This window comes from Ruegeria sp. P8, from assembly GCF_056534665.1.
In genome coordinates, this window is the sequence record NZ_JBQERC010000003.1 from 148,211 (window position 1) to 161,600 (window position 13,390).

The 13,390-nt window shown below is 56.7% G+C and carries 12 protein-coding genes; 6 read left to right on the forward strand and 6 right to left on the reverse strand.

All coding sequences use genetic code 11. From position 1 onward, the window contains the following. Positions 1–11: 11 nt before the first annotated feature. The 6 genes from ACR0BZ_RS07090 (at position 12) to ACR0BZ_RS07115 (ending at position 6,920) form a co-directional block, all read left to right on the forward strand. Positions 12–1,376, forward strand: a complete 1,365-nt coding sequence (locus ACR0BZ_RS07090) for a 1-acyl-sn-glycerol-3-phosphate acyltransferase (RefSeq protein ID WP_480899254.1) — start codon at positions 12–14, stop codon at positions 1,374–1,376. A gap of 134 nt (positions 1,377–1,510) precedes the next feature. After that, on the forward strand, positions 1,511–2,794 hold the full coding sequence (gene ccrA / locus ACR0BZ_RS07095) for a crotonyl-CoA carboxylase/reductase (protein WP_480475116.1): 1,284 nt from the start codon (positions 1,511–1,513) through the stop codon (positions 2,792–2,794). 367 nt (positions 2,795–3,161) lie between these two features. Further along, complete coding sequence (locus ACR0BZ_RS07100) at positions 3,162–3,881, forward strand: helix-turn-helix transcriptional regulator (RefSeq protein ID WP_209506490.1); 720 nt, start codon at positions 3,162–3,164, stop codon at positions 3,879–3,881. Positions 3,882–3,963: 82 nt separating this feature from the next. After that, positions 3,964–4,602: an acyl-homoserine-lactone synthase gene (locus tag ACR0BZ_RS07105; protein WP_480483174.1), complete on the forward strand. Its 639-nt coding sequence runs from the start codon at positions 3,964–3,966 to the stop codon at positions 4,600–4,602. A gap of 60 nt (positions 4,603–4,662) precedes the next feature. Then, complete coding sequence (locus ACR0BZ_RS07110; RefSeq protein WP_480506746.1) at positions 4,663–6,204, forward strand: ATP-dependent DNA helicase; 1,542 nt, start codon at positions 4,663–4,665, stop codon at positions 6,202–6,204. After that, entirely contained in the window at positions 6,192–6,920 is a 729-nt protein-coding gene (locus ACR0BZ_RS07115; protein ID WP_480919839.1) for an SDR family oxidoreductase, read from the forward strand. The genes ACR0BZ_RS07110 and ACR0BZ_RS07115 overlap by 13 nt, the downstream gene beginning before the upstream one ends. 3 nt (positions 6,921–6,923) lie before the next feature. Here the strand turns inward: ACR0BZ_RS07115 and ACR0BZ_RS07120 are convergent, their stop codons facing one another. The 6 genes from ACR0BZ_RS07120 to ACR0BZ_RS07145 all read right to left on the reverse strand — a co-directional run bounded on the left by ACR0BZ_RS07120 (position 6,924) and on the right by ACR0BZ_RS07145 (position 13,313). After that, positions 6,924–7,691 carry a TIGR02186 family protein gene (locus ACR0BZ_RS07120; RefSeq protein ID WP_480585601.1) on the reverse strand — a complete coding sequence of 256 codons (768 nt, stop codon included), beginning with the start codon at positions 7,689–7,691 and terminating at the stop codon, positions 6,924–6,926. Positions 7,692–7,693: 2 nt separating this feature from the next. Beyond that, on the reverse strand, positions 7,694–8,614 hold the full coding sequence (locus ACR0BZ_RS07125; protein WP_209506479.1) for a sulfite exporter TauE/SafE family protein: 921 nt from the start codon (positions 8,612–8,614) through the stop codon (positions 7,694–7,696). 91 nt (positions 8,615–8,705) lie between these two features. Continuing rightward, positions 8,706–9,629: a sulfite exporter TauE/SafE family protein gene (locus tag ACR0BZ_RS07130; protein ID WP_480919840.1), complete on the reverse strand. Its 924-nt coding sequence runs from the start codon at positions 9,627–9,629 to the stop codon at positions 8,706–8,708. Between the two features lie 90 nt (positions 9,630–9,719). Then, positions 9,720–10,688 carry an ABC transporter permease gene (locus ACR0BZ_RS07135; RefSeq protein ID WP_267363835.1) on the reverse strand — a complete coding sequence of 323 codons (969 nt, stop codon included), beginning with the start codon at positions 10,686–10,688 and terminating at the stop codon, positions 9,720–9,722. After that, complete coding sequence (locus tag ACR0BZ_RS07140; RefSeq protein ID WP_267363837.1) at positions 10,688–11,782, reverse strand: ABC transporter permease; 1,095 nt, start codon at positions 11,780–11,782, stop codon at positions 10,688–10,690. The genes ACR0BZ_RS07135 and ACR0BZ_RS07140 overlap by 1 nt, the downstream gene beginning before the upstream one ends. Before the next feature lies 1 nt (position 11,783). Beyond that, the gene (locus ACR0BZ_RS07145) at positions 11,784–13,313 is read right to left on the reverse strand and encodes an ABC transporter ATP-binding protein (RefSeq protein WP_480919841.1); all 1,530 of its coding nucleotides are present in this window, start codon (positions 13,311–13,313) and stop codon (positions 11,784–11,786) included. Between the last annotated feature and the right edge of the window lie 77 nt (positions 13,314–13,390).

A 13,390-nucleotide genomic window follows, 5' to 3' on the forward strand; every position in this document is an offset into this window, starting at 1 on the left:
AAGGTGCGGCCATGACGCAAACCGTGGAACTTCCGCTTTGGCTTTTTGTGCTGATCGTGGTCTTTGCCATGGTTACTTTCGCTTCACATTTCCTGTTCCCGTCAGTCCGGTGGTTCTTCCGCCGCCGGTTGGAACGTGCCGTGGCGCGTTTGAACCAGCGCCTGCAACGTCCGATCCAACCGTTCAAGCTGGCCCGCCGGCACGACATGATTCAACGGCTGATTTATGATCCACAGGTCGGAAAAGCGGTCCAGCATCACGCCCTTGAAACCGGAATACCCGAAGCCGTTGCGTCCGAGCAGGCACGCCGCTATGCCCGCGAGATCGTACCGTCCTTTTCTGCCTTCGCCTATTTCAGTTTTGCGATCCGGCTGGCCCGGCTGCTAAGCAACACATTCTACGAAGTGCGGCTTAGCTACGAAGACGAAGACGCGGTCAGGACTATCGACCCTGATGCAACCGTTGTTTTTGTGATGAACCACAGAAGCAATATGGACTACGTGTTGGTTACATATCTGGCGGCCCCGCATTCTGCTTTATCCTATGCAGTAGGGGAATGGGCGCGGGTTTGGCCGCTGAGCCGGTTGATCCGGGCAATGGGGGCTTACTTTATCCGGCGCAAGTCGGGTAGCGAGCTCTACCGGCAGGTTCTGTCCACCTATGTGCGCCATGCGACCGAAGCCGGTGTGACGCAAGCCATGTTTCCAGAAGGTGGCTTAAGCCTGACAGGAGCGCTCGCCCGCCCAAAGCTTGGGTTGCTCAAATACATAATGGATGGGACGACGTCGCAGGGGCGTGATGTCGTATTTGTTCCCGTCGCTTTGAATTATGACCGTGTGCTTGAAGACACCATTCTGACCCGCGCGGCGTTGGGAACAGAACGTCGTTTCCGGGCGCGGATCGGGGTCATCACGCGTTGGATTCTCAAACAGATCTGGCGACGAGTGATCGGGCGCTACAAGCGGTTTGGGCTGGCATCGGTCCGGTACGGGCTGCCGATTTCTCTGAAAGAGTTCCGGGCCGAGGGTAGTGACGACATGATGACCGATCTGGCGCGTACATTGATGCAGCGTATCCAGAACGCGATCCCGTTGGTCCCGGCCCCTGCGGCCTGTTTGCTGATACGTGACAATGGGCCGATGGCGGAACAGGAACTGCGGTCCTCTATTCAGGCGATGATGGAACGCGACGGTAAGCAGACCCAAGACAATGCATTGGCCATATCAAGCGCATTGGACCAGTTGATTGAACGACGGATACTCAAGCGGCAGGGGCATATTCTTTCTGCATCTGGGCAACGCGGTGATCTGCTGGAGTATTATGCAGCATCTGTACCGGTGGCAGCGCGCCTCCTTGATTCTGCGGATGCAAAATAATTTCTGCAACTGCTGGGTCATAAAATTACAAATTTGCATCAAAAACGGTTGCAATATTTCGCGATGGCCAATATTTCATCTGATAAAGCGCGCGATTCTGCGTCGCGGCAAAAGTATTGAAAAAGGAGGCCAGCATGGCTTTGGACACCGAAACCGGTATCGCGTCGTATGAGGCACCCGAAAAAGACCTCTATGAAATGGGTGAGATCCCTCCGATGGGATATGTCCCGAAACAAATGTACGCCTGGGCCATCCGAAAGGAACGCCATGGCGAGCCAAACACTGCGATGCAGCAGGAAGTGGTCGATGTACCCACGCTGGACAGCAATGAGGTGCTTGTTCTGGTGATGGCTGCAGGCGTTAATTACAACGGTGTCTGGGCTGCACTGGGCCAGCCGATCAGCCCCTTTGATGGCCATAAGGCACCGTACCATGTCGCGGGTTCTGATGCATCGGGTATCGTCTGGGCCGTTGGTGACAAGGTCAAGCGGTGGAAGGTTGGCGACGAAGTTGTCATCCACTGCAACCAGGACGATGGCGACGACGAAGAATGCAACGGCGGCGACCCAATGTATTCGACCAGCCAGCGGATCTGGGGCTATGAAACACCTGACGGCTCATTCAGCCAGTTCACACGCGTGCAGGCTCAGCAGTTGATGCCGCGCCCCAAGCACCTGACTTGGGAAGAAGCGGCGTGCTACACGCTGACACTCGCGACAGCTTATCGTATGCTGTTTGGTCACGAACCGCATGACCTGAAACCGGGTCAGAACGTTCTGGTCTGGGGTGCCTCGGGCGGTCTGGGGTCTTATGCTATCCAGTTGATCAATACGGCCGGGGCAAACGCGATCGGGGTGATCTCGGACGAAAGCAAGCGTGATTTCGTCATGGGTCTGGGCGCAAAGGGGGTTTTGAACCGCCGCGACTTTAATTGCTGGGGTCAACTGCCCACGGTCAATACGCCCGAATACGCCGAGTGGTTCAAAGAGGCCCGCAAATTCGGCAAGGCAATCTGGGACATCACCGGCAAGGGCAACAATGTCGACATGGTGTTCGAGCATCCGGGCGAGAGCACCTTCCCGGTCTCGACTTTCGTGGTGAAAAAAGGCGGCATGGTTGTGATTTGTGCGGGGACGTCCGGGTTCAACTGCACATTCGATGTGCGTTACATGTGGATGCACCAGAAACGCCTGCAGGGTTCGCATTTTGCCCATCTGAAACAGGCGGCGGCGGCGAACAAGCTGATGGTCGAGCGCCGCCTGGATCCCTGTATGTCCGAGGTGTTTGCCTGGAACGACCTACCGGAAGCACATATGAAAATGCTGCGGAATGAACACAAGCCGGGCAACATGTCTGTGCTTGTTCAGGCGCCGCGTACCGGGCTGCGCACCCTCGAAGAAGTTTTGGACGCAGGCTGATAAAGTTCAGGACGTTAGACAAAAACCACCCGCGAATCGCACTGCCGGTTCGCGGGTGGTTTGCTGTTTGCAGACCTTTTTCATGGTTTCAAATGCTTGCGATTCTTACTCCCGCTATTTTTGGGGAGTAGAAACCGGTGAATAGGTCGAAAAAGATCATACATGTTATGGTTGTGTTAACGCTTCGTTAACTGTTTCAGAGAGACCCTGATGGCGCAAAATGAGTGGATATTGGACGTACTATCGGACCTCAATGCGTTCGCCGTTGCGAATGGGTTGAGCGCGCTTGCAGAACAGCTTGATGATACAAGACTGATTGCCGCGGCCGAGATTGCGTCCCTGAAGAACGAGGCACGGGCGCCCGCGGATGGGAACGAAAACCGATTTGGGTCAAATCCTACAGGATTTGGAAAACACCAGCACGCTTGAAGAGCTCAGCATCGTTGCCGAGTGTCTGCGAGACACTTTGAAGGTCGCACATCTGACATATCATTGGGTTGACGGCGCGGGGGACCAATACGGCTATACGACCTACTCAGACGCCTGGGACGAACGATACAGGGAAAAAAACTATCATCGTATCGACCCTGTAATTCTGGGGTGTTTCCAGCGATTTCACCCAGTTGACTGGAAGTCTCTGGACTGGTCCAGCAAGGTGGCCAAATCATTCCTTCAAGATGCCCACGACCATGGGGTCGGCAATCAGGGATACTCGATCCCGATCCGAGGGCCAAACGGTCAGTTCGCTCTTTTTACCGTTAACCACAGCTGCGACGATCAAACCTGGCAGACCTTCATCTCGACCTACGGGCGTGAGTTGATTCTTGTTGCGCACTACATCAACCGCAAAGCGCTGGAGTTTGAAAAGGACAGGCAACCGGATGCCACGCGCGGCCTGTCGCCCCGTGAGATCGACGCCATTACCCTTTTGGCACTGGGTTACAGCCGTGCTCAGGTGGCGCATTCCCTGTCGATTTCGGAACACACGCTACGCGTTTACATTGAAAGCGCCCGGTCGAAACTCGGAGCCCTTAACACGACCCACGCAATCGCAACGGCACTCAGCCGGGGATTAATAGTCGTTTAAGGCCAGAGCGTCCTCAAAACGCAATATTAACCACGACTCTGTACCCCCTTCGTTCCTGCACAGGACGACAAGGGGAAAAGTCATGTTGCGTTATCTATATGCCGATGAGTTACACAGATTTCCGACTCTGGCTGAGGGGATGTTCAAGGATCGCGCAGATCAGTTCAAAACCCGGTTGGGGTGGGATGTCCATGTCAACAAAAAAGGAGAAGAGCGGGATGAGTACGACGACTTCAACCCGCTTTATGTCATCTGGGAAGAACCGGATGGCAGCCATGGCGGGTCGATGCGGGTATTGCCGACAACAGGCCGGGTAATGATCAATGAGGTGTTTGGGCATCTCAACGGCGGCAAGCCGATTTGCAGCCCGCTGATCTGGGAGGTGACCCGGTTCTGCCTGTCCCGCACAGCCAGCCCGCACACTGCCGGGGCCATCATGCTAAGCGGGGGCGAGATGATGGAAGGCTTTGGCCTGACGCATATTGCCGGTGTTTTTGATGCCCGTATGATCCGGATCTATCGTCTGATCGGGTCGTCCCCCAAGGTTCTTGGAACCCAAGGCAAAGGGCGTGACCAGATCTCGGTTGGGTTGTGGCCCTATTCAGCGGATGATTGCAACCGCGTGGCTGAACGGGCAGGGATCCCGCGTGAGCTTTCGCGCATGTGGTTCAAGGCGGCTTTCGGGCGATCCAAACTGCACCGATTTGCCTTGTCTGCCTAAGGACCGGAAAACGCAATTCCGCATCTGGTGATGGTTGGCGCGGCCCTGTAGGGTCGCGCCATGTCTTTGCCCAACGTGACCTTCTCAGATGATCAGGCCGCCGCGTATGACAGCATCGCCGAGATGCTGCGCTCAGCCGGTGTCGACCTGGAGGACGATGCCCTTCTCAAACTGCCGGGGGCAGGGAAGTCTGGCGTGATGGCTGTCATCGGCAAGGCCGGGTCCGGCAAAACGTTGCTACTGGCCGAACTTTACAAAGCGCTGGCGGAGACCGGCGTTCAGGTCGTGTCTGGCGATTACGAAAGCCGGAAATCCAGAGACAAGCGCAGCCTTGCCATTCTGGCCCCCACAAACAAAGCCGCAAGTGTTCTGCGCCTTCGCGGTGTTCCGGCAACTACTATTCACCGCATCCTTTATACGCCGGTTTATGACCCGGAATACGAGCGTATCGCCGAGTGGCTGGCCGGAAATGATGAGCGTCCCGAGATCGAAGGTCTGACAGACGAAGCTTTGGACCGTGCTGCTGCGTTTTATCATAACAACAAATCGATACCCGGAGCGCTGGCCGCAGCCGGATTGCGCGGTTCAGATTTCATTACCGGTTGGAAACGCCGTGAGGAACCGCTGGATATCGGGTTTGTCGATGAGGCGTCGATGCTGGATGATCGTCAGTTCGAGGACCTGAAAGAGATATTCCCGACCCTTCTACTGTTCGGTGATCCCGCACAGCTGGCTCCGGTCAATCAGTCCGGCAGCATGGTGTTTGAAGCCTTGCCCGAACCGCGAAAGCTGACGCTTCAGCGTGTGCATCGGCAGGATGCAGATAACCCGATCCTGGATCTGGCGCACGCTCTTGCCGATCCGTCGATGGGATTTGAAGAATTTGAACGTCTGGTCGAAGACACTGCCCGGCGGGATGACAGGGTCGTTTGGGGGCAGCGGGTCGAAGTTGATCTGATGGCGCGCAGCCCGGTTCTGGTCTGGCGCAACGCCACGCGCATTCGTTTGATACAGGCGTTCAGGCAGGTTCATGGTGCACCGGATACGGAGCTTTTGGAAGGCGAGCCGCTGATCTGCGACGGGATCGAGTTGCCGTTGAAGCACCGCAAGAAGCGGTTGGATCTTGAGGCGCGCGGCCTGATCAAAGGGGCCCAGGTTGTCTATCTTGGTCCCGGTCGCAAACCGGGGTTTTCTCGCTTGCATGTGATGGGGGCCGAAGACCCTCAGGTCAGCGCCGCGTCGATTGTCCAGATCGAAAAACCGGATGAGGAAGAGCCCTTCATTCCTTTTGCTGCCCGTATGGGGGCGACGTTTTTGCACGGGGCTGCGGTGACGATACATAAGGCACAAGGATCACAGTGGGACACGGTTCAGGTGTTTGCCCCTGACATTTACGCCGCGGCCCGTATGGGCCGTTCCGAGGCCGGGCAACCTTTGTGGAAGCGTTTGGCTTATGTTGCGATCACCCGCGCACAAGAGCGTTTGATCTGGGTGGTTCGCAATCGATTGTCAAAACCCACCCACCCGTTGCAGATAGATGATTTGCGCGCGGTCCCCGCAGTTTCACTCACACTGGAGACAGAAGAGACATGGGTTCCATAATCGTAACTGGTGCAAGCTCTGGCATCGGTCGGGCCACCGCCGAGCTTTTTCTGGTACAGGGCTGGACGGTCGGGCTGCTGGCGCGCAGCGCGGACAAGCTGAATGCCCTCGCGCAGGAATACCCGGCGGCCATAGCATTGCCCGCAGATGTGACCGACCCGGACGCAGTCAAACAGGCGTTCCACGCCTTCACGGAGCGGGCAGGGCGACTTGATGTTCTGTTTAACAACGCTGGTATTTTTGCCCGCGGCGGCACAGTCGACGAAATCGCGCTGGACGATTGGTATCAAACCGTCAACGTCAACCTGAACGGTATGTTTCTATGCGCGCGCGAGGCCTTTGGGATCATGCGTCATCAAAGCCCGCAGGGCGGGCGGATCATCAATAACGGCTCGATTGCTGCGCATGTTCCGCGCCCGAATTCTGTACATTATTCGGCGACCAAACATGCCATTACCGGGCTGACGCGCAGCCTTTCACTGGATGGGCGATCCTTTGGAATTGCATGTGGTCAGATCGATATCGGCAATGCACGCACGCAGATGGTTCAGGATCTGGTGGATGCGGCGCAGGCGGCAGGCCAGACGCCGGACCCGACCATGGCGGTCGAGGATGCCGCGCGGTCTGTTCTGCATATGGCCACCTTGCCGCCCGAAGCGAATGTGCAGTTCATGACGGTCATGGCCACGACCATGCCCTATATCGGCAGGGGGTGAGTGTCAGTTTTCCCGCAACAGACGGAACGCTGTCGACGCGCCCCAACCTGCGGCAATCGCGATAACCAATGACATCAGCCCGTACCAAACGGGTTGCTGACGGGACATGTTGTACAGAAACCGCTCCAACCCGACTTTGCGGACATCGATTGTGGTTTCGTATTGTGATACGACCTCTCCTCCGCGGGTCAGGAAGATCCGGGCGGAATAATCCCCTTCGGTGAGGTCCGCGGGCATGTCGATTGACGTCCGGAACAAGGTTTGTTCGTCGACGGCCACAGTGTTCTCGCGGATGGAATACAGGTGTTCGGATTCACGGATACGGATTACGGCATCTGCAAAATCCTGAGCACCACGGATGTGCATTGCCGCTCCCACCGACCGGATCGCGCGTTCAATCGAAATGCGGTGACGCAGGTCTTCGGTATCGGTCAGAATTTGATCCAACGGTTCGCTGGTGGCAACCGCGTAAAAGCTTGGTGCCAGGTCGACCAGAACGCTATCGGTGTTAACCCATATTCCCAGCTTTCGCTCTTTGCGGCGAACCGTAACGGGCTCGGACGGGCCTGCAACTGCGACGATAACCGCGACCGGTGGGCCTGGGGGAATAGGGGTTTCCCGTTTGATGGCCCCGAAAATGAGGATCTCGGACCCGTCAAAGTCGGCAGTGATCGCAACACGATCCTGGCTAAGGCCCAGGACAACCTGCTCTTCATCGGCAGCGGCTGGCAGGCTGAACAGGCACAAAGCGGCAAAGACATAGCGCAGCATTCTCAATGCCCCCCGCTGTTGCCAAGCGAATAAAGCTCGGATGGTTCAAGAAGCAAATCAAGGGCCAGCTTGCCGCAGACGACCAGAACCAGCGCCGCCAACAGAACGCGCAGCTGTTCAGCCGGCATGCGCGATCCGATTACGGTTCCGATCTGAGCGCCAACGACGCCTCCGACCAGCAGCAAAACCGCCAGGACGATGTCCACTGTATAGTTGGTGGTCGCGTGCAGCATTGTTGTAAATGCAGTTACAAAGATGATCTGAAACAACGATGTGCCGACAACGACTTTGGTAGGCATCCCCAGCAGGTAGATCATCGCCGGGACCATGATGAAACCGCCACCGACACCCATGATCGCGGACAAGACACCGACGCTTAGACCAACCACAGCCGGTGGAATGACCGAGATATAAAGACCTGATGTGCGAAAGCGCATCTTGAAGGGCATTGAATGAACCCAGCCACGTTGGCGGCGCTTGGCTGGCGCTGCCCCGCCTTTTTTGGCTTTGCGCAGCGCCCTCAGGCTTTCGATGAACATCAGACTGCCAATGATACCAAGGAAGACCACGTAACAAAGGGTTACTAGAAGGTCGACCTGGCCCAGGCTTTTTAGGTAGTTAAAGACAACAACACCCAACGCAGCCCCGATCAGACCGCCTGTTAACAATACCGTACCCATCTTGAGGTCTACGGTCTTTCGTCGAAAATGGGCCAGCACCCCGGAAAAGGACGAGGCAACAATCTGATTGGCCTCGGTTGCAACGGCGACAGCCGGTGGTATGCCAATGAAGAACAGCAGCGGCGTCATGAGGAACCCGCCGCCGACCCCGAACATCCCCGACAGAATTCCAACCATTCCACCCAGACCAAGGAGTAGAAATGCATTTACCGAGACTTCGGCTATGGGCAGGTAAATATGCATGATACCGTCACTTTGCGCTGGGTCTTGGCTTGCCTTCTATCACACTCGAGTTCAAGAGCGGTAATTGTCGCGTTGCGCGGATCAATCAACATCATACCCCTCCCGGTTCTGCCAGAGAAAAGATCTCCGTTGGCGGCAACAGAAGGTCAAATCCGATCTTTCCGGCAACGCTCATGACCAGCAGCGCCAATAGAATGCGCAGTTGTTCAGCTTTCAAACGTGCGCCGATCTGCGTCCCCAGTTGTGCGCCCAGAACGCCACCAAGCAAAAGGAACAGAGCAAGGACAAGGTCGACGCTGAAATTTGTTGACGCATGTATCATGGTTGTAAAACCGGCGACGAAAATGATCTGGAACAGGGACGTCCCGATAACCACTTTGGTCGGAATTCCAAGAACATAGATCATCGCGGGTACCATGATGAACCCGCCGCCGACACCCATGATCGCCGACAGGATGCCAACACCAAACCCAACCAGTGCAGGCGGTACGACCGAGATGTACAGGCTTGATGCCCTAAACCGCATCTTGAAGGGCAGTGAGTGAACCCATGTGCGCTGGCGTCGCTTGGGGGCAGGTTGAGTACCGGACTTTCTGGCTTTTCGGATGGCGGAAAGGCTTTCGATGAACATGAGGGTCCCGATGGCCCCCAGAAACACGACGTAGCAAATCTGTACAGCCAGATCGACCTGACCGAGGTGTTTGAGAAAATTGAAAACCAGCATACCCAGGGCCGCGCCAAACAACCCTCCGGTCAGTAGAACGCTTCCCATTTTTAGGTCCACGGTCTTGCGCCTGAGATGCGCCAGCAATCCCGAAATAGAAGAGGCGACAACCTGATTGGCCGATGTGGCCACGGCAACCGCCGGGGGAATGCCGATAAAAAACAGCAGCGGAGTGATCAAAAATCCTCCGCCGACCCCGAACATGCCGGATAAAACACCGACGACCCCACCGATCCCCAACAGCAGGAATGGGCTGACAGAAACTTCGGCTATGGGAAGGTATACGTGCATACCCTCTTAGAACGGTTGCGGCATGCAAAATCAACTCTGCATGCCGCCTTGCAGCGAACAGGACCGAAATTCATTTCGGAACTGGCCTTATCAGCGCTCCTTGATGTAGGGCTCTCCGCCTGCACGCGGTGGTACGGCCTTGCCAACAAACCCCGCCAGAATAACGACTGTCAGAATATAGGGCAGGGCATCCATCACCTGGACCGGAATCACTATGCCGCCAAGATCGATGTTCTGGAACCGAAGTGCTACGGCCTGAAGCAGGCCAAACAGCAAACAGGCCCACATGGCGTGCCACGGGCGCCATTTGGCAAAAATCAGGGCAGCCAGTGCAATAAAGCCGCGACCAGCCGTCATTTCCTTGACGAACCCAGCCTGCAAAGCCGTTGCCAGGTAAGCACCTGCAATACCACAAAGTACACCACAGATCGCGACGGCTGCGAAACGCAGGCCAACCACGGACACGCCTGCTGTGTCGACCGCTGCCGGGTTTTCACCCACAGCTCGCAGGCGCAGGCCGAACCGTGTGCGGAAGAGCACCCACCATGTCGCTGGGACCATCAGGAATGCGACATAGACAAGGATGGAATGGCCTGAGAGCAGTTCGGAATAGATCGGGCCGACAATCGGAACCCCTCCGAGCGCGTCGGAAAATGGAAAATTGATAGGCTCGAACCGGCCGCCACCAAAGAGCGAGGGCGTGCGACCGCCCTGCTGGAACCAGCTTTGGGCGACAAGCACCGTCAGGCCCGAGGCAAGAAAGTTGATGGCGACACCCGAGATCAGCTGGTTGCCCCGGAAGGTTATCGATGCCAACCCGTGCAGTCCTGACAGCACCAGTGACGATCCGATACCAGCCAGCAGGCCCAGCCAGACTGACCCTGTAACCGCCGCGACAGCCGCAGAAAAGAACGCGGCTACCAGCATCTTACCTTCCAGCCCGATGTCGAAAATGCCAGCCCGTTCCGAATACAGACCGGCCAAACAGGCCAGCAAAAGCGGCGTGGAAAGGCGGATGGTCGAATCCAGAACCTGGATGAGGGTTACAAAGAAGTCCATTACTCTGCCCTCTTCCGCATACCAAGGAACAGTTTCTCAAGCGGCATCCGTACCATGTTGTCCAGTGCCCCAGTGAACAGGATCACCAGCGCCTGAATGACCACGATCAGTTCGCGGGGGATCGATGCCCACAGTGCCAGCTCGGCCCCGCCCTGATACAGGAACCCGAACAAAAGCGCGGCCAGCAATACGCCGAAAGGATGTGATCGCCCCATAAGGGCCACTGCAATCCCGATGAACCCAGCACCCTCGGTCGAGTTCAGGACAAGGCGCTCCGCCTCGCCCATAACGTTGTTGATGGCCATCAGACCTGCCAGCGCACCCGAGATCAGCATCGCAACAATGGTAATGCGAACCGGCGAGATGCCGGCATAGACCGCGCCGGTTTCTGAGTGGCCGTAAGCACGGATTTCATAGCCCAGCCGGGTCCGCCAGATCAGCGCCCAGACGACGACACAGGCCAGCAAAGCGATGAAGAACGTAATGTTTACCGGAGCCCCCCGGAACACCACGTTCTCTGCGGTTGAGAACATTGACTGGAATGTTGGCAGATGGACGGATTCGGGGAACCGTGCGGTTGCCGGGTCCTGCGACCCTTGCGGGCGCATGACATTGACCAGCATGTAGTTCAGAAAGGCAGCGGCAATAAAATTGAACATGATCGTGGTGATCACGATATGGCTGCCGCGCTTGGCCTGAAGATAGGCCGGGATAGCGGCCCAAAACGCGCCGAACAGCATTGATGCGGCGCAGGCCGCAAGCAATGCAATGCTCCAATGCGGCCAGTCGACGTAAAGGCAAACCATGGCCACCCCAAGACCGCCCAGCATCGCCTGACCTTCGCCACCGATGTTGAACAAGCGGGCGTGGAATGCGACGGCGACCGCAAGACCGGTAAACATGAAATTCGTCGCGTAATAGAGCGTATAGCCCCAGCCATAGGTTGACCCCAACGCGCCCGAAACCATCAGCTTTACAGCTTCGACGGGGTTTTCTCCGATGGCGAGGATGACCAGCGCCGACAGGATAGCGGCCAGCATCAGACTGATCAGCGGGATCAGAACGACATCGGCCCATTTAGGCATTTTTTCCATCCTACGCGGCCTCTCCTGCAACACCGGCCATCAGCAGGCCAAGTTCTTTTTCATCTGTTTCATTGGGCAGCCGTTCACCCATGATATGCCCGTCGAACATCACTGCGATCCGGTCGGACAGCGAGAATATCTCTTCCAACTCAACCGAAACCAGCAGGATCGCCTTGCCTTGATCGCGCAGGGCTACGATCTGCTTGTGAATGAATTCGATCGCGCCGATGTCAACGCCGCGCGTCGGCTGGCCGACCAGCAGCAGGTCAGGGTTTCGCTCGATTTCGCGGGCAACGACGATTTTCTGCTGGTTTCCACCCGAAAAGCTCTTGGCTGCAAGCCAAGGATCCGGTGGCCGGACATCGAATTTCTCGATCTTGGCTTCGGTATCAGCACGCAACGCGGCATTGTCCATGAACAGGCCCCGCTGATAAGCGGGGTCCCGGTGATAGCCAAAGGCCACGTTTTCCCACGCGTGGAAATCCATAATCAGGCCTTCACGCTGCCGATCTTCCGGCACATGCGCTATATGCTGTGCACGACGCGCCTGACCGTCAGATCCGGCTCCGCTTAGGGCCAGCGGTTCGCCGTTCAGCTTGATCGAGCCTTGTCCCGGACGCATCCCGCCCAGAACCTCCAGCAGTTCCGACTGCCCATTGCCCGCCACACCGGCAATACCGACGATCTCACCGGCACGCACGGTCAGGTCGATACCTTTTACCCGTTCAACTCCGGCGGAATCAAAAACACTCAGCTTTTCGATCTCAAGAATGGGTTTGCCCGGTGTCGCAGGCACCTTGTCGACTTGCAGCAAAACCTTGCGGCCTACCATCAGCTCGGCCAGTTCTTCCGGGCTGGTGTCCGAAGTTTTCACCGTAGCTGTCATCTGCCCACGGCGCATGACCGAAACGGTATCGGTGTTTTCCATGATTTCGCGCAGTTTGTGGGTGATCACAATGATCGTTTTCCCTTCGGCCCGCAGACGATCCAGGATACGGAACAGCTGGTCAGCTTCAGCCGGGGTCAGAACACCAGTCGGTTCATCCAGAATCAGAATCTCGGCCTTGCGATACAAAGCCTTCAAAATCTCGACGCGCTGCTGCATCCCCACACCGATCTCATCAATGCGTTTGTCGGGGTCAACGAACAGTTCGTATTCTTCTTCCAGTTCTTTCAGCTCTTTGCGGGCCTTGGCCAGAGACGGAGCCAGAAGGCCGCCATCTTCAGCACCCAGAACGATGTTTTCCAGAACCGTGAAATTCTCCACCAGCTTGAAATGCTGAAACACCATCCCAATGCCCGAGGCGATAGCCGCCTGGCTGTCAGGGATTTCGGTCTTTGTTCCGTTGATCCAAATTTCACCTTTGTCGGCTTTGTAAAAGCCGTAGAGGATGCTCATCAGCGTGGACTTGCCCGCACCGTTTTCACCGATGATCCCATGGATCGTACCGGGGGCGACGCTGATTGAGATGTCTTTGTTGGCCTGAACCGGCCCAAAGGATTTGGAAATCCCTTTGAGCTCAATGGCGGGGACGGTCATGTCTTACCCTCAACTGCCGAAAAGCCCATCCGGCAGGTGGCACGGATGGCAGAGTGGATGGCAGGGCGGAAGAGTTC